The 18,318-nt window shown below is 67.2% G+C and carries 16 protein-coding genes; 8 read left to right on the forward strand and 8 right to left on the reverse strand.

The annotated features are described in order from the left end of the window. Positions 1-102 precede the first annotated feature (102 nt). The 6 genes from ACZI8W_RS23800 to ACZI8W_RS23825 form a co-directional block, all read right to left on the reverse strand. Positions 103-2,013: a peptidoglycan D,D-transpeptidase FtsI family protein gene (locus ACZI8W_RS23800; RefSeq protein WP_463370989.1), complete on the reverse strand. Its 1,911-nt coding sequence runs from the start codon at positions 2,011-2,013 to the stop codon at positions 103-105. Beyond that, complete coding sequence (gene ftsL, locus ACZI8W_RS23805) at positions 2,010-2,882, reverse strand: cell division protein FtsL (RefSeq protein ID WP_463370991.1); 873 nt, start codon at positions 2,880-2,882, stop codon at positions 2,010-2,012. Before ftsL ends, ACZI8W_RS23800 begins: the two co-directional genes overlap by 4 nt. 3 nt (positions 2,883-2,885) lie before the next feature. Continuing rightward, positions 2,886-3,896, reverse strand: coding sequence for a 16S rRNA (cytosine(1402)-N(4))-methyltransferase RsmH (gene rsmH, locus ACZI8W_RS23810; protein ID WP_463370992.1), 1,011 nt, complete (start codon positions 3,894-3,896; stop codon positions 2,886-2,888). A 240-nt stretch (positions 3,897-4,136) separates the two neighbouring features. Further along, a complete protein-coding gene (gene mraZ, locus ACZI8W_RS23815) occupies positions 4,137-4,568 on the reverse strand; it encodes a division/cell wall cluster transcriptional repressor MraZ (protein ID WP_463371036.1) in 432 nt (143 codons plus the stop codon). 473 nt (positions 4,569-5,041) lie between these two features. Continuing rightward, on the reverse strand, positions 5,042-5,470 hold the full coding sequence (locus ACZI8W_RS23820) for a DUF3040 domain-containing protein (protein ID WP_463370993.1): 429 nt from the start codon (positions 5,468-5,470) through the stop codon (positions 5,042-5,044). A 202-nt stretch (positions 5,471-5,672) separates the two neighbouring features. Next, positions 5,673-6,062, reverse strand: coding sequence for an SAV_6107 family HEPN domain-containing protein (locus ACZI8W_RS23825; protein WP_463370994.1), 390 nt, complete (start codon positions 6,060-6,062; stop codon positions 5,673-5,675). 251 nt (positions 6,063-6,313) lie between these two features. On the opposite strand from ACZI8W_RS23825, the gene ACZI8W_RS23830 reads away from it, so the two are divergent. The 3 genes from ACZI8W_RS23830 (at position 6,314) to ACZI8W_RS23840 (ending at position 9,335) form a co-directional block, all read left to right on the forward strand. Then, complete coding sequence (locus ACZI8W_RS23830; RefSeq protein ID WP_463370995.1) at positions 6,314-6,931, forward strand: GNAT family N-acetyltransferase; 618 nt, start codon at positions 6,314-6,316, stop codon at positions 6,929-6,931. After that, positions 6,928-8,535: a phytoene desaturase family protein gene (locus ACZI8W_RS23835; protein WP_463370996.1), complete on the forward strand. Its 1,608-nt coding sequence runs from the start codon at positions 6,928-6,930 to the stop codon at positions 8,533-8,535. The genes ACZI8W_RS23830 and ACZI8W_RS23835 overlap by 4 nt, the downstream gene beginning before the upstream one ends. 80 nt (positions 8,536-8,615) lie before the next feature. Continuing rightward, positions 8,616-9,335, forward strand: coding sequence for an LppM family (lipo)protein (locus ACZI8W_RS23840; RefSeq protein WP_463371037.1), 720 nt, complete (start codon positions 8,616-8,618; stop codon positions 9,333-9,335). Positions 9,336-9,363: 28 nt separating this feature from the next. Here ACZI8W_RS23840 and metF read toward each other — a convergent pair whose 3' ends face one another. Next, positions 9,364-10,284, reverse strand: a complete 921-nt coding sequence (metF, locus tag ACZI8W_RS23845) for a methylenetetrahydrofolate reductase [NAD(P)H] (protein ID WP_463371038.1) — start codon at positions 10,282-10,284, stop codon at positions 9,364-9,366. A 242-nt stretch (positions 10,285-10,526) separates the two neighbouring features. On the opposite strand from metF, the gene ACZI8W_RS23850 reads away from it, so the two are divergent. From ACZI8W_RS23850 to ACZI8W_RS23865, 4 genes are all read left to right on the forward strand, one after another. Then, positions 10,527-11,600 (forward strand): polyprenyl synthetase family protein, encoded by a 1,074-nt coding sequence (locus ACZI8W_RS23850; RefSeq protein WP_463370997.1) that lies wholly within the window; start codon positions 10,527-10,529, stop codon positions 11,598-11,600. Continuing rightward, positions 11,600-13,141, forward strand: a complete 1,542-nt coding sequence (gene crtI, locus ACZI8W_RS23855; protein WP_463370998.1) for a phytoene desaturase family protein — start codon at positions 11,600-11,602, stop codon at positions 13,139-13,141. Before ACZI8W_RS23850 ends, crtI begins: the two co-directional genes overlap by 1 nt. Positions 13,142-13,262: 121 nt before the next feature. Beyond that, the gene (locus ACZI8W_RS23860) at positions 13,263-14,828 is read left to right on the forward strand and encodes an alpha-(1->6)-mannopyranosyltransferase A (RefSeq protein ID WP_463370999.1); all 1,566 of its coding nucleotides are present in this window, start codon (positions 13,263-13,265) and stop codon (positions 14,826-14,828) included. Continuing rightward, positions 14,825-15,799, forward strand: coding sequence for a phytoene/squalene synthase family protein (locus ACZI8W_RS23865; RefSeq protein WP_463371000.1), 975 nt, complete (start codon positions 14,825-14,827; stop codon positions 15,797-15,799). The genes ACZI8W_RS23860 and ACZI8W_RS23865 overlap by 4 nt, the downstream gene beginning before the upstream one ends. On the opposite strand, the gene ACZI8W_RS23870 is transcribed toward ACZI8W_RS23865, so the two are convergent. Next, positions 15,771-16,142 carry an Rv2175c family DNA-binding protein gene (locus tag ACZI8W_RS23870; protein WP_463371001.1) on the reverse strand — a complete coding sequence of 124 codons (372 nt, stop codon included), beginning with the start codon at positions 16,140-16,142 and terminating at the stop codon, positions 15,771-15,773. The two genes, ACZI8W_RS23865 and ACZI8W_RS23870, sit on opposite strands and share 29 nt — an antisense overlap. 110 nt (positions 16,143-16,252) lie before the next feature. Between ACZI8W_RS23870 and pknB the strand changes: the two genes are divergently transcribed. Then, complete coding sequence (gene pknB / locus ACZI8W_RS23875) at positions 16,253-18,286, forward strand: Stk1 family PASTA domain-containing Ser/Thr kinase (protein WP_463371039.1); 2,034 nt, start codon at positions 16,253-16,255, stop codon at positions 18,284-18,286. Positions 18,287-18,318 lie beyond the last annotated feature (32 nt).

Here is an 18,318-nt window from a genome sequence, read left to right on the forward strand (position 1 = left end):
CAGTGTCACGTTACCGACGTGTCAGGTTACCCAGAAGGTGAGGCTGCACTGACACCTGTCCGGGCTCTCGGGCATGAGGGGCAGGCGTCCGGACATATCGAGTCAATCGGCCTGGAGAATCAGCTTGCCACCCGGGTCCGGGGACAGCGGCACTGCGGCGCGCTGCAGCAGCCACGACGCGATATCCCGGAACAACGGGGCTGCGGATTGGCCACCGGTGCCGTCGGAGCTACGCGTGGGTGCATCGAGCATGATCCCGATCACGTACTTCGGATCGTCCGCCGGTGCGATGCCCGCAAAGGTGATCCAGTAGTCCGAATTCGAGTAGCACCCGCAATTGGGGTCGATCTGCTGGGCGGTGCCGGTCTTTCCCGCGATCTGGTATCCCTCGATCGCAGCCTGCGCTCCCGTCCCCTGTTGATTTCCCGTGTCGGATTGGACGACCGACCGGAACATGTCGCGCACCGTGGCTGCCGTCTGCGGACTGACCACCCGGATCGGCTCGGGCGATTCCGTTTCGGTGCGGGTTCCGTCGGGACCGATGGTCGCGCTGACGATGCGGGGCGGGATGCGCTCGCCGTCGTTGGCGATCGCCTGATAGATCCCGGTCATCTGCAGCAGCGTCATCGACAGACCCTGACCGATCGGAAGGTTCGCGAATGTACCTCCCGACCACTGCTCGCGGCTGGGTACCAATCCTGGCGACTCGCCTGGAAGCCCTACTTCGGTGCGCTGGCCGAGGCCGAACAACTCCAGCATGTCGGCGAATCGACTCTCACCGACGCGTTGCGCAAGCATCAGGGTGCCCACATTGGACGACTTCCCGAAGATGCCGGTGGTGGTGTAGGGCGCAACGCCGTGGTCCCACGCATCCTTGACCGTGATACCGGACATGTCGATGCTGCCGGGCACCTGCAGGATCTCGTCCGGTGTGGTGACGCCGTCTTCGATGGCTGCCGCGGCCGTGATGATCTTGTTCACCGAGCCGGGTTCGAACGGCGACGCAACCGCCGGATTTCCTTGCTCTGCGGAAGCCGGATTGTTGGCGACGCCGATAGACGGGTCGAACGTACTGTCGTTGGACATCGCGAGAACCTGTCCGGTGTGGACATCGAGCACCACGGCCGACGCATTGTCGGCGCCGGACAGGTCTTTCGCTCGCTGCACCTGCTGCTGCACGTGGTACTGGATGTCGTTGTCGATGGTGAGCTCCACGGACGAACCGTCTACTGCGGGGTGCTGGTCGCGCCAGCTTCCCGGAATCACCACACCGTCCGACCCTCGGTCGTAGGTGGATGATCCATCGGTACCGGCGAGGACCGAGTCCATGGAGGCCTCGAGTCCTATCAGCCCGTACCCGTCCCACCCGGTCGCGCCCACGATGTTTGCCGCGAGCGACCCACCGGGGTACAGGCGGATGTCCTGGCGTTCGAGACCCACCATGCTGTATTCGTCGACGATATCCGCCGCCACACCCGGATCCACCCCGCGAGCGAGGTAGACGAACGTCTCGTCGCTCTCCAGTTTCCCGAGCACGTCCTTCTTGGGTGCGGCAGCACCGAGTGCCTCGTGCAGGGCGTCGGCCACCCCTTCGAGATACTCGGACACCTCGGGCTGCGACGGATCCTTCGCCCGGGCCTCACTCAGTTCGTTCCGCACGCGGACGGGCTGGAACGTGATCGCCTTCGCCTCCATCGTGTAAGCGAGGGGGTTGCCGTTCCGATCGCTGATCGTTCCGCGCGTCGCCGGTTCGACGAGCCGGGTCGTGCGCTGGCTTGCAGCTTCCGCGGACAACGTCGGCGCCTGGAACAGCTGGATCGACAGCAATTGCGCGGCGGCGAGCCCGAGAATCGCGAGGACTGCCCAGAGACCGAGCTTGTTCCGGAACTGGAATGACGTGGTGTCGGTCCGGCGACGGCTCGGACGCCATCCTGCACCCTTCGGCGCGGGTCGACGCCTGGGCGCATTCCCGCGCGGGCGAGCCGCGCGGCGAGGAGTGGGACCTGTCCTCACCGCTGTCCGTCCTCCGATCCCACCGGCTCCCCCATCCGGGGAGCCTCGGCCTGAGGCAGTTCACTCACAGGCATCGATTGTTCCGCGTCGACGGGAGGAACCGCGTCATTCTCGGGCTGTGGCGTGGCGCCGCCCTGAGGATGTTCCGCAGCGACCTCGGGTGCCGGACCGACAGCGACACCCGGCTCCGGTTCGGCGACGGGAGCCTGCCCCGCCGGATCCGATGCGCGGGGCGCCTCCGCTGCTGCCGCCCGCTGCTCGGGATCCACCGCATCGGGTGACTCCACGGTGTCGCGAGGTTCGGGCTGCTCACCCGAGGGCGACAGGGGGCGGGGATTCTCACGTCCGGCGCTGCCCGCAAGCGGCGGCTGCACCTCGCCCCGCTGATCCGGTGCGTTCATCGGTGCCGGCGGTGCACCCTGCGCAGCCGTCGGTTCACCGACGACCTGCACCGAGCCATCCTCACTCACCACGAGCCGGGCAGCCTGCCCCGCCGGGATCATGCCCAAGTCGGCAGCGTGCTGCGCGAGCACCGGAGCCGTCAGACCCGCTTCGACGTCGCGCTGCAACACTGCCCGCTGCTGAAGAAGGCTCTCGTTGTACGCGCGCGCAGCACTGAGTTCGTAGGAGTCTTCCGCAGCCCGTGTCGTCAGGAGCAGCGTGACCATCATCCCGACCGCGAGGAGCCCGATGATGCTGGCCACGAATGGGATGCGCGTCGCGACGCGACGCGCACCGGTGGTACGTCCACGGGTCTCGGTGGGGGAAATCGACTGCGCTGCCCGTTGATTGCGGCGCTGATAGGCACGCTGAGCTGCAGTCGATCGAGCCTGCCGAGGTCGGGGCGGTGATGTCACCTGCAGGGTCATCGGTTACCTCCTGGCGATTCGTTCTGCGGCACGCAGCCGGACCGGCGCCGAGCGTGGGTTCTTGTCGATCTCGTCATCGGATGCGCGTTCCGCACCCCGCGTCAGGATCCGCAGCTCCGGGCCCATTCCGGGTAGCTCCACCGGAAGCCCCTCCGGGCTACGGGATTTCGAGCGTGGCGTCAACTCCTGCTTGACGACACGGTCTTCGAGGGACTGATAGGACATGAACACGACCCGCCCACCGAGCGCGAGGGAATCGAGTGCCGCCGGAATAGCGGCACGCAACGAGTCGAGTTCGCCGTTGACCTCGACGCGAAGTGCCTGGAATGTGCGCTTGGCGGGGTGTCCGCCGGTGCGTCGCGACGCGGCAGGAATCGCCCGGTACAGCAGTTCGACGAGTTCTCCGCTGTTCTGGAACGGCGACTTCTCACGCGCCCGCAGAATCTCGGACGCGATCTTGCCTGCGAATCGCTCCTCGCCGTAGGTACTGAGAATCCGGGCGAGATCACCGTGCCCGTACGTATTGAGCACGTCAGCCGCCGTGATTCCAGTGGTCGGGTCCATGCGCATGTCCAGCGGCGCATCCTTCGAGTACGCGAACCCGCGGTCGGCCTCGTCGAGCTGCATCGACGACACGCCGAGATCGAAGAGGATCGCGTGCACCGACCCGACCCGGTCGAGCCCCACTCGATCGAGCGCGTCGGCGATGCCGTCGTAGCGGGTGTGGACGAAGTCCGTGCGGTCGGAGAACTCGGCCAGGCGTCCACGTGCAATGGCCAGAGCGTCGGGATCGCGATCGAGTCCTACCGACCTGAGCCCGGGAAATGTGCGCAGAAAATGCTCGGAATGACCACCCAAACCCAGTGTGGCATCGACGTATACCGCACCTGCCCCGCCCGGACCGGCTGCTTCGATCGCCGGACCGAGAAGATCCACAGCGCGGTCCAGCAGTACCGGGACGTGGCCGAAAGCGTCGCTTCCGGCGGCCGCGGGGTCATCCTCGCCGTCCACCATATGGTCCTCCGAAATACTGCTCATTCGATGCGGGCCGCTCGGGCCATTCGATCTTGGTGGTCGGTCGGATGGTCTGGATATGGCGACGGCGAATGCCGGGAGGTCTCTGTCCGATTCCGGAGACCTGACACTGGGGAAGTGTGTCAGGGCATCCGTTCCGTACCTGGCGCCGGGGAAGTGCGTCAGGGCCGGTCCCGGGCAGAGGCCTCACGGCACTCGCCGCGCGGAGCTGAAGATCCGTCACAATATGTCGCGAAGTACCTCGTCCCTCGCCTCGGAGAAGCCCTCTTCGTGCTCGGCCAGGTACGCCGCCCACGACTCGGCGTTCCATATTTCGAGATAGTTGACGGAACCGATCACCACGCAGTCCTTGGTGAGCCCCGCGTATGTCCGGTGTGACGTCGACAAGGTGATGCGCCCTTGCGAATCGGGACGCTGCTCATCCGTGCTCGCCGCGAGGTTTCGCAGATATGCACGCATCTTGGGGTTGCTGCGGGACGCGGCCGCCGCACGCTCGGCAAGCGCAGCGAACTCCTCGCGCGGATACACGGTCAGGCTGTGATCCTGCCCCTTGGTGATCATCAACCCTCCCGCCAGCTCGTCTCGATACTTCGCCGGCAGCGTGAGCCGGCCTTTGTCGTCCAACTTCGGCGTGTAGGTACCGAGGAACACCCGGAACCTCCCGCCTTGCCGGACGGACTCTTCGTCGTGCGACGGAATCACTCTCGCCCTCCGCCGGGCCCCACAGTACCCCACTTCGCCCCACGAATATCCGTTTAGCGGACGTCGCGTGGGCGTGTTGGTCTTGAAATTCCTGATCAGCCGGGGCGGGTGGAGGTGGCCGGCGCCCGCAGTCGTGACAGGAACCGCGCTCGCACCCGTATGTGACGTACATCCGGCCGTGCCGGAACAGCCGGAATCGGGCAAGGCCGGACGGGGAGACGCGACGAGCCGGAGCTGTGCCGGCGCCGCCGTGGGGCGAAGTGGGGCCGCCGAAGAAAGGTGGCCTTGCGAAACCCCGAAGGACTCGGATCCGCACGGTCGAGGCCGACCCCGCGGACACGGACACACGCACACAACAAGGGCGTGACCCACACGGGTCACGCCCTTGCCGTACACCTGGCGCGCGCTACGCGCGCGTCAGATCACTCCTGCTCGAAGCGACGCCTGAACCGCTCCTCCATCCTGCGAGTGAAGCCGTCAGAAGACTTCTTCCGATCCCGAGTGGCACCCTTACCGGCCTTACCAGCCTTTTCGGAATCCGCTCCGCTGGATGCAGCGCCAGACGCGGACCGGCGCCGCCCGTCAACCAACACGAGGACTCCCGCACCGAACATCACGAGAAACCCGAGCAGGCTGATGATCGGGAACCCACCCGGCTTTACCGGTAGGGCAACTCCCGCAATAAGCAATGTCAAACCCAATACGAATAGCGCGCCGGCCTGCAGCCGTCGCCTGTTCGACGCCATTCCCATTCGCTTTCCGCGAACGGTCGAGGCGAACTTGGGATCCTCAGCGTAGAGCGCGCTCTCGATCTGATCGAGCATGCGCTGCTCGTGCTCGGAGAGTGGCACGGTACCTCCCCCGGCACTAAACGGTGGCCGCCGGACCCGGTGGGACGAATCCGGCGGGGCGCCGACATCACGGCCGCCTACGTCAATGATACGAGCACATTTCCTCCGGGACCACCAACTACGGGAGTTGGTTCGATCTCCCTGGGCGAAAAACACCGTTCGGCCAGGGACCAACGTCGCACCCGAGGCCCCGGTTCCGCTCTCAGCGGACAGATCCGTCGGACAGATACATCTCGACGTCGTGCAGGAAACGCCCGACCTCGTCGTAGAAGATCGACGCGTCATCGGCATCGACCGCCCGCGCCGCCCCGGCTTCGACCGCGGCACGGGTGGCAGACCGATCGGCGAAGAAATCCGCCCAGCCGGCGAACGTATCGTCTGCGCGCATCATCATCACCCAGGCATTTCGGGTCGCAGGCCTTCGCCTGGCCTGCTTCGACGCCTTCAACTCCGCCGCCGCGACCACCGCGCCCGCACCGCGCAGTGCCGCGAGGTAAGCCAGCCGGAAACGCTCACCGGGGGTATCGGTACCCGCCGCGCCCGACAAGAGTTCGTCGGCGCTGCGCAGCAGGGATACGGCCCGTGCTGACATCGACGGCCCCCTACACCCCCCGGGCGCACGCCCGCCGGCAACCCGATGTGATCTTGATCTCGCGGTGTTCGGCGCTGCCATGGCTCGCATCCTTCCCTGCACTGCCTCCGTACGGCTCCGGCCCGGAGAATCCGGGGATGTCCGCTTCCCTCGAACATCCCCGGATCACCGACATCGAACATAGGTTCGACGTATTCAATATAGCTGGACCCACCGACACGTCGTCAAGGGAAGGCGGTCTCCGTCCTCACATGAGCACTGACCCGAATCGGCACAACCCGGAGCCGATACTCGTCGACCTCACTCCCACGGAGTTCCGGACCCATCTGCCCGAACTCCTGTCCGTCTACGTCTCCGCCATGCGGTATCCGCACGGCACCGAACACCACCGCGCACCGATGTGGTCAGAACACGCCGACCGGGACGGCTGGTGCGCCGTCGCCGCGATGATCCCCGGCGAGCCCAGCACCTTGGTCGGGATCGCCTACGGCTATCGCGGACACCTTCACCAATGGTGGAATCAGCAAGTGCGCACCGGGATGCGTCACGCAGGAATATCCGCAGACTCGATCGATGCGCTGCTCCGCGACTACTTCGAACTGACCGAACTTCACGTACGCCCCGACGCGCAGGGCCACCGCATCGGCGAGGCTCTACTCCGCCGGTTGCTCCGAGACCGCACCGAGGAAGCGGTCCTGCTGTCGACACCCGAAGTCGCCGAGGAAGACAACCGCGCGTGGCGTCTCTATCGGCGTTTCGGCTTCCGTGATGTCGTCCGCCGATTCGTGTTCGCCGGGGACGCCCGACCCTTTGCGGTTCTCGGACGAGCGCTGCCGATGGGCGCGGATGCGCCCGAGACTCGGACGTGACCGCCACGGGTGGTTCCGCGCTCGATGCCGTCGTCGTCGGCTCCGGCCACAATGCACTCGTCTCGGCCTGCTACCTGGCGCGGGAAGGCTGGTCCGTCGAAGTCCTCGAGCGCGACACCGTGCTGGGCGGAGCGGTCTCGACCGTGGAGCGATTTCCCGGGTACGCGGTCGACCGCGGGTCGTCCGCGCACATCATGATCCGGCACTCGGGCATCATCGAAGAACTCGACCTGGCCTCCTACGGTCTGCACTACATCGATTGCGACCCGTGGGCCTTCGCCCCACCGCCGAGCGGCAGCGACCGACCCGGCATCGTCTTCCACCGCGACCTCGGTCGCACCTGCGCCTCGATCGAGACGGCCTGCGGGGCGCGCGACGCCGATGCCTACCTCCGATTCGTGCGCGACTGGGGACCCCGCACCAGCGCGGTCATGAAATCGTTCGCAGCGCCCCCCACCGTCCGCCATCTCGTCCCCTCGTTCCGGGGGCTCGACCTGGGCGGTGGAGCGGCCGACCTGTCGCGGCGATTCCTCACGTCCGGTGACGCCTTGCTCGACGAGTATTTCGACGACGAACCGCTCAAGGCCGCGCTCGCCTGGTTCGGCGCACAGTCCGGCCCCCCGATGTCCGAGCCGGGCACCGCGCCCATGGTCGGATTCGCCGCTCTGATGCACACGCTCCCCCCCGGCCGAGCCGTCGGCGGCAGCGGCGCACTCACGCAAGCCCTTGCGTCCAGACTCGCCTCCGACGGCGGCGCTGTGACATGCGGCGACGCTGCGGTGTCGATTCGTCGTACGGGCGAATCCTGGACTGTCCACACTGATTCGGGACGGACCGTGCGTGCCCGTACCGTCATCGCCGGATGCCATGTCCTCACGACACTGGACATGCTCGAGCGGGGCGGGTTCGACGCCACCCGAATCGACGCGTGGCGACGACGCATCCGCGTCGGTCCGGGCATCGGCATGGTTCTCCGGCTCGGCACCGACTCGCTTCCCCGCTATCGCGGTGCCCCTGGCGACGGCGGCGACACCACCGGTCTGCAACTCCTCGTCGACGACCGCGCCCAGCTTCGTCTCGCGCACGGCGCGGCGCTCGCAGGAGAGTTGCCTCCGACTCCCGCTGTCCTGGCGATGAGCTTCTCCGCACTCGACCCGTCGATCGCACCGCCCGGTGAGCATCAGATCACCCTGTGGTCGCAGTGGCATCCCTACCGGCTCGGCGATGGACGTAGCTGGGAGACGGTGGCTGCGGCCGAGACCGACCGGATCATCGCCGAAATGGAGCACCGGGCCCCCGGCTTCACTGCGGGTATCCGTCATACGTACACGCAGACGCCCGAAGACATCGAACGAGAGATGGGGTTGATCGGCGGCAACGTCATGCACGTGGAGATGACACTCGACCAGATGTTCTTCTGGCGTCCCATCCCCGATCTGTCCGGGTACCGGGTACCGGGCGCCTCCGGGCTGTACCTCACGGGTGCGTCGACGCATCCCGGCGGTGGCGTGTCAGGATCGAGCGGTCGTAGCACCGCGCGCGTCGCACTCAGCGACACCCGTGGCGGCCTGCTGCGCCGAACACTCGGCAGGCTCTCACGGTGATGCCCTCGATCTGTATGGAGCGCCGCGACACGCCGGATCCGACCCGGTGATCCGGCGGCACGTCACCGGCCTGGCAGTATATCCTCGTGCCGCCGTCCTCCGCATCTGTTCGCCCCACAGCCCTCCGTCGCCGGGTCATCGTCGCATTCGGACTTCTGATCCTGCTGGTTCCCGCACTCACCGGATGCCTTCGTGTGCAGACCTCGATGGGAATCTCGTCCGATGACCGGGTCTCCGGCCAGATCGTCGCGGCGACAATCCCCATCGACGAGGAAGACCCGGGCCCCGAACTGACTGTTCCCTCGTCCCTCGCAGGGAAAGTGCGCGTCCAGGAGTATTCACAGGACGGGTACGTCGGCAGCCAAGTCTTCTTCAGTAACCTGACCTTCGGTGACGTGCAGCAGCTCGCAACCATGTCCGATCAGAGCGCCGGATCCTTCCAGCTCTCGCTGCAGCGTTCCGGTGATCTCGTATCGCTCACCGGGCGGGTCGATCTCGAAGCTGCTCCCGAACGCGGCACAGACGTCCAGTTCACCATCGCCTTCCCTGCGCGTGTGGCCACCACGAACGGCGATCGCGAGTCCGACTCGATCGTCACGTGGAAGCTGCCCGCGGGCGAGGTCAGCACGCTCCGCGCAGAAGTACGTTATTCCGATCCCAACACCCGCGGATTCGCGGGCTGGGCGGGAATCATGGCCGGCGGCGCCACGGCCGTCACACTGCTGATCGGCGCACTGGCCTGGTTCACCCGCAACCCCACCGCGACACGACCCTCATCGGGCGAGCGCAGCCGGTCCTGATCTGCGCGGCGCACTCGGCGTCACGGTCTCAGGCCGGTTGCGCAGCAGGTGACGGCATCTCGATGCCGAGACGCGTGAGTACCTCGCTGGTGGCCCTCGCGAAGTTCAGTGTGATGAAGTGCAGACAGGGAACACCCTCCGCGATGAGTCGTTCGCACATCTCGGTGGCCACATCGATGCCGACCTCACGCACAGCCGTCCGGTCCTCCTCCGGTCCGTCACCGGCCGCCCGCACCAGGCGCTCCTCGAGTACCGCGGGAAGCTTCGATCCGGACAGTTCCAAGCTTCGGCGCGCCGATCGGAGCGACGTGATCGGCATGATCTCGGGAATGATCGGCTTGGTGGCCTGCTCTGCGTCGAACGCGACAACGCGGTCGCGCAACCTCAGGTAATGCTCCACGTCGAAGAACATCTGGGTGATGGAGTATTCGGCACCCGCACGGAGTTTGTTCACCAGGAATCGGGTGTCGTGGTCGAGGTCGGGCGACCGGTGATGGCCTTCCGGGAACGAGGCCACCCCGACGTGGAAGTCGCCCAGATCGCGTACGAGTCGCACCAGCTCGTCCGCGTGCGCGAGCCCTTCGGGGTGCTGTTCCCACTCCCCCAGCGGATTGCCGGGCGGATCGCCACGCAGGGCCAGGATATTCGTGATGCCGCGATCCGCGTAGGCACCGACCATGGCGCGGAGTTCGTCGACGCTGTGCCCGACGGCGGTGAGATGCGCCACCGGCAGCAGCGTCGTCGCTTCCGCAAGCTCACCGGTCACGCGGACCGTGCGGTCGCGGGTGGAGCCGCCCGCCCCGTACGTCATCGAGACGAACGCCGGACCGAGCCGCTCGAACACCCGGACAGCGCGCCACAGGCGCGCCTCGGCTTCCGCGTTGCGGGGCGGCGAGAATTCGACCGAGAACGGAATGCGCCCGCCGCGGGCCTCGCCGAGGCGATGCACGATCGACGGAGTACGTGAGTCGCCATACTGCTCGACACGCTCGGCGGCATCGGTCGCCGCGCCTTCACTGGGCCCCCTGAAATCGACTACCACCCGTCCAGCATAGGGGGCGCCGACCAACGAGCGGTCACCGGCGACGTCGAACGACGCCGGATAGGCTCGGTAGCGGTGCCGCGCGACCCGTCCCGCGACACTCGAAGCATTCGACCAGGAGGAATCCACTGTCCACCGGACCCGCACCCGTGCCCACTGCTCCGCTGCCCGAACTCGTCGAATACGCGCTACGGGAGTTCTTCGACTCCAAGGCTCCCATCGTGGAGTCCGTCGGTGGAGGTTACCGAGAAGCGGTGGCTGCCCTCGAGTCGTTCGTGCTCCGCGGAGGTAAGCGGGTCCGCCCGTCGTTTGCATGGTCCGGGTGGCTCGGTGCCGGTGGTGATCCGGCCGGTCCGGACGCCGATGCGGTGATACGAGCATGTTCGGCACTCGAGCTGGTGCAGGCCGGTGCGCTGATTCACGACGACATCATCGATGCGTCCACCACGCGTCGCGGCTTCCCCACCGTGCACGTCGACTTCGCCGGATTGCACCGCGACAACGACTGGCGCGGGGGGGCGTCGGAGTTCGGGCATGCCGTCGCGATCCTGCTCGGCGATCTCGCGTTGGTGTGGGCGGACGACATGGTCCGCGAAGCAGGGCTCGACAGCGCAGCGGCGTCGCGGCTCGGACCCGTCTGGTCGGCCATGCGCACCGAGGTCCTCGGTGGCCAGTATCTCGACATCGCAGGTGAGGTCGCCGCGGACGAGTCGGTCGAGGCCGCAGCCCGCGTCAACCGTTTCAAGACGGCCGCCTACACGATCGAGCGTCCACTGCACCTCGGCGCAGTTCTTGCCGGCGCAGACGAGCACTTGATCGATGCGTACCGCCGCTTCGGCACCGACATCGGCCTTGCCTTCCAGCTGCGCGACGACCTCCTCGGCGTCTTCGGCGATCCGGAGGTGACCGGGAAGCCGTCCGGCGACGACCTGCGCGCAGGCAAGCGCACTGTGCTGTACGCGTTGGCCCTGGAAGCCGCCGATGCGGACGACCCCCTCGCCGCGGCGACCCTGAGGGGGGCGATCGGCACGGACCTCAGCGATGAGCAGGTCGACCGGATACGCGATCTGCTCGTCGAGGTCGGCGCTGTCGACAAGGTCGAGGAGCAGATCACCGGTCTCACCGAACGGGCGTTCGCTGCCCTCGACTCGTCGGACGCGACCGACCAGGGCGCCGCGCTGCTGCGCGAGGCTGCGCTGGCCGCGACACGGCGCGCGTCCTGATGACGATCCGTATCGTTCCCGAGGCACGACGAGTGGTCGTGGTGGGTGCGGGCCTGGCGGGGCTGTCTGCTGCACTGCACCTGCGTGGCGCCGGGCGAGAGGTGACAGTACTCGAACGGTGCGAGTCGGTGGGCGGCCGCGTCGGGGTCCACATCGGCCCGGGTTACGAGATCGACAACGGCGCGACCGTCCTGACCATGCCCGAACTCGTCGATGACGCGCTCGCCGCAGTCGGCGCCGAGGCCACCACGGTGCACCCGCCGGTGCGTACCTCCCGGCTGTCCCCCGCCTATCACGCCCGGTTCGCCGATGGCAGCGCACTCGATGTGCACTCCGACCCCGACGCGATGGTCGCCGAGATCACCCGGGTATGTGGCGCGGACGAGGCCCGGCGTTATCTGGCACTGCGGCGATGGCTGGCGGACATCTTCGACGCCGAATTCGACCGGTTCATGAACGCGAACTTCGATTCACCGCTCGACCTGGTCTCCTCGCCGGCCGCGGTGCGCGACCTGAGCAGGCTCGTCCGACTCGGCGGATTCGGCAGGCTCGGCGCCCAGGTGAACCGCCGGATCCGCGACCCCCGGCTGCGAAAGGTGTTCACCTTCCAGGCGCTGTACGCGGGGGTGTCGCCGGCACACGCCCTCGCCGTGTACGGCGCGATCCCCCACATGGACACCTCACTCGGTGTCTACGCCGTGGACGGAGGAATGCGCACCATCGCCCGAGCGATGGCCGATGCGTTCGTGCGCGCGGGTGGCCGTCTGCACCTCGGTGCCGAGGTCACGGAACTCCAGTTCGACGGTGCCCACGTCCGCCAGGTGCAGACCGCGGACGGCACCTGCCATCCGTGTGATGCCGTGGTATTGACCCCCGATCTACCCGTGGTCGACACACTTGTGTCCGCCCCACGGAGACGGCGGACGGTCGCGTCTCCATCCGCCGTCGTCCTACACGGCACCGTACCCACCGCCATCAGCCGGACATGGTCGGCTGCGCACCACCACGTCATCGAGTTCGGTGAACGATGGGAAGGCACCTTCCGCGACATCACCGCGCGTCGGGGCCGTGGACGGCTGATGACCGATCCGTCGCTGCTCGTCACCCGGCCCGCGCTGTCCGATCCGAATCTGTTGCTCCGCCGCAACGGAAGTGAGCATGAACCACTGTCCGTACTCGCGCCCTGTCCCAACCTCGACAGTGCCCCTCTCGCATGGGACGCGCTTGCCGGTCCGTATTCCGAAGAACTGCTGTCGGTGCTGGGCACACGCGGATACGGGGGAATCACCTCGGGATTCAACGTCGATCACATCGACACGCCCACGACATGGGCAGCACAGGGCATGTCGGCGGGAAGCCCGTTCGGAGGCGCCCACATATTCCGGCAGACAGGCCCGTTCCGTCGTCGCAACCTCGACCCGCGCCATCCCAATATCGTTCTCGCGGGGTCCGGAACCGTGCCGGGCGTCGGGGTCCCGACGGTGTTGTTGTCGGGTCGTCTCGCTGCCGAGCGACTCGGCGTCACCCCTCATCGGCACTGAGACGCACGCCACGCCGATACCGAGGCGGCGGTGCCGCGTTTTCCTACTCCACTAAACTGTGTCATCGTCCTTGTCAGCTGTGCCCTGCATCAACGCGACTTCCGGGGGAGGAACCGTACCCATGTCGTCCCCTGCCGCCTCCGAAGCCGATCCTGATGATCGCTCGGCCCTCGAACCGGCAACGGCACACACGTCGCAGGAACCGGCAGGTTCTCGCCGGACTCCGACCGACTTCCTTCGGAGTCCCGCCGGTAATGCGGCACTCGTCGGAGCGTGCGGAGCCGCCCTCCTGACGTTCGGAAGCTTCGGTGCAGGCAGTGTGCGCAGAGTCGACCCGCTGCTCGAGGGCGTGTATCTGTCGTGGCTGCGATTCGGGCACGGTCATCTGCTCTCCACCATCATCATCTGGATCGGTGTCCTGCTGATGATCGGCGCATGGGTCCGGCTGGGCCGCGCTGTGCTCGCCGACCTCGCATCGGTCCGCGACCTCTGGAAGATCCTTCCCGCGTGGACGGTGCCGCTGCTGGTCGCGACCCCGATGTTCAGTCGGGACGCCTATTCGTATCTCGCCCAGGGCGCCATGTTGCGTGAGGGATTCGATCCGTACTCGGAAGGCCCCGTCGTCAACCCGGGTCTGTTGCTCGACAACGTCAGCAACGTCTGGACTACGACGACCACACCGTACGGACCGGTCCATCTGCTGCTCGGCGCCGGAATCACATCCATCACCGGCGACAACGTCGTGTCCGGCACCTGGCTGTGGCGGCTGCTGATGCTCCCCGGCCTGGTGCTCATGGCCTGGGGAGTGCCCCGGCTCGCACGCCGCATGGGCGGCAATCCCACCGTGGCCTTGTGGCTGGCGGTCCTCAACCCACTCGTCCTCGTACACCTCGTCGGGGGTGTCCACAACGAGCTGCTCATGGTCGGGCTCATGCTCGCCGGAATCGTGCTCGTGCTCGAAGGGCGGCATCTCAGTGGCGTCGCCCTGGTGTCGTTGGGTGCCGCGATCAAGGCCACCGCCGGACTCGCACTGCCTTTCCTGGTGTGGGTGTGGATGATCCATGAACGCGACCGCGCGCTCGCCGAGGGCCGCGTCCCCCCCTCCCCGATAAAGCTGTTCGCCAAAGCCGCCGGTTCCGGGATCGCGGTGTTCGCGTTCGTATTCGGCGGCACCTCGTTGGTCGCCGGTGTCGGCATCGGATGGCTCACCGCACTCTCCGGCTCGTCCAAGATCATCAACTGGTTGTCGCTCCCGACGATGTTGGGCCATGCGGTCACCTGGTTCACGCCGTGGCGTCTGGGCCCGGTGCTCGACGTGACCCGGATGCTCTGCATGATTGCTCTCGGGGCCATCCTGGTCTACGCGTGGTGGCGTTACCGCCGCACCGAACGCGATGCCGTCCTCGGCATCGTCATCGCACTCACCGCCGTGACACTGCTGTCACCGGCCGCGTTGCCCTGGTACTACTCGTGGCCGCTGGTCGTGGCGGCAGCGTTCACGATGTCGACACGCACCCTGATGCTCCTCGTCGCGTTGTCGACCTGGCTGATGCTGATCTTCAATCCGGACGGCTCGATCGGGATGTACAACATCGCGCACATTGCCCTCGCCGTGTTCGCTGCAGTCGTCGCCGCGCTGTCGTTGCGTAGCCCCGATCCACTGCATCTGCGCGCAGCCGCACGATGAGGTCCGGTGTGCCGACACCACGCACTTCGGCGGATTCGGGAGCAGTCGACCACCTCGACGAAGCATTCCGGCTCTGCGCGTCGCTGACCGCCGAGCACGGTCGCACCTACCACCTCGCAGCGCGGCTTCTGCCGGAGCAGCGGCGCCACGCCGTGCATGCGCTGTACGGATTCGCGCGCATCGCCGACGACATCGTCGACGTCGGTGACATCGACGATCCGGCTGCGGCCGCGCACGGCATCGACGAGGCCTCCACCCGCCTGCACTCGGCCCTCCACGGCGATCCCGGGCCACCCGACCCGATCGGGCTGATCGTGCGTGCCCTCGCCGTCACCATCTCCCGATACGACATCCCGGTGGAGTACTTCGACGCATTCCTCCGGTCGATGCGCATGGACATTCGCGGTACCCCCGAACACCGGGCCCGATATCACGACATGGACGAGTTGCACGACTACATGTACGGGTCGGCCGCCGTGATCGGCCTGCAACTGCTCCCCGTGTTCGGTGTCGACGACGACAAGGCGAGACCGTATGCCCGAGCCCTCGGCGAAGCCTTCCAACTCACCAACTTCATCCGTGATGTCGGCGAGGATCTCGACCGAGGTCGCGTGTATCTACCCACCGATCTGTGGACCGCGTTCGGTGTCGACGACGACCTGCTCCGTGCCGGCCGGATCCACCGTCGCCCGGACCCTCGGGTACGACGCGCCCTCGCACATGCTGTGGCGTTGACACGCGACCGGTACCGCACGGCCGAACCCGGACTGGACCTGCTCCCTCCCCGCATCCGACCGGGAATCCGCACCGCGTTCGTGCTGTACGCGAGGATCCTCGACGAGGTCGAGCGCAGTGGCTATCGGGTGTTGGACCGGCGCGTGTCGGTTCCGCGCCGCACGCGGCTGTCCGTCGCGCTGACGCACGCCGCCTCGGGCGTCCTCGTCAGAAGGCGGCCGCCTGAGCCCGCCTGATAACTTCTCTCATCGAATCGGTGTGCAGCGCGCTGACGGCATTCCCACCGGGGAGAGTGTCGTCCTCCCGGAACATCCAATCCAGGATCTCTTCGTCATCGAAGCCCCCGTCGTGAAGCACCGCGATGAGGCCGGAAAGGCCCTTGACGATCGCTCCGGTGCCATCGAAGAACGCCTCCGGTACGACAGGAACGCGGTTGCGTTTGAACGCCAGCAGCCGGCGGTCACGCAGCAGCTGATGAACGCGGGTGACAGCGAGGTCGAGTTGCTTGGCCACGTCGACGAGCTGCACCACCGGAACGGTGCTGTCAAGGACGTCGTCGCAGTACGGAATAGTGCTCACGGTTCCACCGTATCGCCGATGCACAGGGGGCACGTACGCGACCGTCCGACGGCACCATGACTACGATCGTCAGGGACGAAATCGTGACTGAGAGACACGGGGGTACACCGGTGACCGCTGGAGGCGACCGCATGGTCGGAAAGCTCCTCGACCGGCGCTATCTGATCGAAGCACGGATAGCCCGCGGTGGCATGTCGACCGTGTACCGCGCCACCGATCAACGCCTCGATCGCCCGGTCGCGGTGAAGGTCATGGACCACCAATTCGCTGCCGACCCCCAGTTCCTCGCGCGATTCGAATTCGAGGCCCGATCGGTGGCGCGACTCAACCATCCGGGTCTCGTGGCGGTGTACGACCAGGGACAGGACGGCGACGACGTGTTCCTGGTGATGGAACTCGTCGAAGGTGGCACGCTCCGCGAGCTGCTGCGCGAGCGCGGGCCCATGCCCCCGCACGCCGCGGCAGCAGTGGCAGCGCCTGTGCTCGGAGCCCTCGGGGTGGCTCATCGGGCCGGGCTCGTGCACCGCGACGTCAAGCCCGAGAACATCCTGATCTCCCGTAACGGCGAGGTGAAGATCGCCGATTTCGGTCTGGTCCGCGCGGTCGCGGCCGCGAATACGACGTCACGCAGTGTGATCTTGGGGACGGCCGCGTACCTCTCGCCGGAGCAGGTCACCACCGGCAGCGCCGACGCACGCAGCGACGTGTACTCGGCCGGTGTGCTGATATTCGAGATGCTCACCGGACGCACACCCTTCACCGGCGACACCTCACTGTCCGTTGCGTACCAGCGTGTCGACAAAGACGTACCCGATCCGGGCACATGGATCGACGGTGTACCGGAGGAGTTCGACACGCTGGTCCGGCACGCGACAGAACGTGAACCGGGCGAGCGATACACCGACGCCGGTACGATGGCCGACGCTCTCACCGACCTCAGTGACGCGCTCGAACTTCCTCGCTACCGGGTCCCGGCGCCCCGAAAATCCGCGACCTCGGCGAAGGTGCCGGTCGCGGCACCGTCCCCGGCCTCGGGGGGCTCGGCCCCCGAGACCACCGTGATCAAACCGACCGCCCCGACCGGAGATGCAGCACCGACCACGGTCCATCACGCCGCGAGTCCGACCGCCCTGCAGGTCCACGCGCAGCCGCAGCACACCAAGGTCGTCACGCGGGAGCACACCCGAACCGACACCCCGGAGGGTCAGCACGACGGCGGCCTCGCCGCAGGCGGCACGCACGACGACCACCACGCGGGCCGACGCACCCCCCGGTGGACCACCGTCGCCTGGATCAGCGGGATCGTCGCCCTCGCGCTGATCGTGGGCCTGGCCGGTTGGTGGCTCGGGTCAGGTCGGATGATCGACATTCCTGCGGTACAGGGTATGGATCGCGCCGCGGCCGTGGCGGCCGTCGAGGCCGCGGGCGCGACCGTCGACACCCGCGGTGAGTACTCGGACTCGATTACGATCGACACGGTCCTCGGAACCGATCCGACGGTCGGCTCGCAGGTCCCCAGAGGCGCCACCGTCGCGCTGCTGGTGTCGTTGGGCCGCCCGACGGTACCGGGGGTTCCCGGTGGAGGTGACCGGAACACGGTCGAAGACGAATTGCGGCGTCGCACGTTCGAACCCGTCGACGGCGGAACGGCGTTCAGCGCGTCGGCTCCCGAAGGAGCTGTCGCCGCACTCGATCCGGCACCGGGCACGGTCCTGCCGGTCGGCGCGAGGGTCGAGGTGATCATCAGCAAGGGGGCCGCCCCGGTGGTACTTCCGGATCTCGGAGGCCGGACGGTCGACGCCGCGCGCGCCGAGCTGGAGAGAGTCGGCCTGACCGTCCAGGGCGAGCGGGAAGTGTTCGATCCCGACGTCGATGCAGGCCGCGTGTCGGGGACCGATCCGTCGGAGGGCGACCGCATCGGTGCGGGCGGCACGGTGACATTGCTCGTGTCGAACGCGGTGAAGGTCCCGTCGATGCTGGGACGCTCGGTCGCATCGTCGCGCGAGGAACTAGTGAGGCTGGGCCTGGAGGTGGAAGTCCGGCAGCTCACCGACTCCGACCGGTCCGTGGTGATCGGGCAGAGTCCCGGTGCCGGTGATCGAGCGGAGCCCGGCAGCGCGGTAGTGCTGACCGCCGTTCCCTGACCCATTCGGCTCCTGCCCGCGGCCGGCCACCC

This window comes from Rhodococcus ruitaii (assembly GCF_055230935.1).

Excerpts from the sequence above, each read along its gene's own strand:
- ftsL (WP_463370991.1), bottom strand. The coding sequence starts at position 2,882 with ATGACCCTGCAGGTGACATCACCGCCCCGACCTCGGCAGGCTCGATCG.
- rsmH (WP_463370992.1), bottom strand. The coding sequence starts at position 3,896 with ATGGTGGACGGCGAGGATGACCCCGCGGCCGCCGGAAGCGACGCTTTC.
- ACZI8W_RS23825 (WP_463370994.1), bottom strand. The coding sequence starts at position 6,062 with ATGTCAGCACGGGCCGTATCCCTGCTGCGCAGCGCCGACGAACTCTTG.
- ACZI8W_RS23830 (WP_463370995.1), top strand. The coding sequence starts at position 6,314 with ATGAGCACTGACCCGAATCGGCACAACCCGGAGCCGATACTCGTCGAC.
- crtI (WP_463370998.1), top strand. The coding sequence starts at position 11,600 with ATGACGATCCGTATCGTTCCCGAGGCACGACGAGTGGTCGTGGTGGGT.
- ACZI8W_RS23860 (WP_463370999.1), top strand. The coding sequence starts at position 13,263 with ATGTCGTCCCCTGCCGCCTCCGAAGCCGATCCTGATGATCGCTCGGCC.
- ACZI8W_RS23865 (WP_463371000.1), top strand. The coding sequence starts at position 14,825 with ATGAGGTCCGGTGTGCCGACACCACGCACTTCGGCGGATTCGGGAGCA.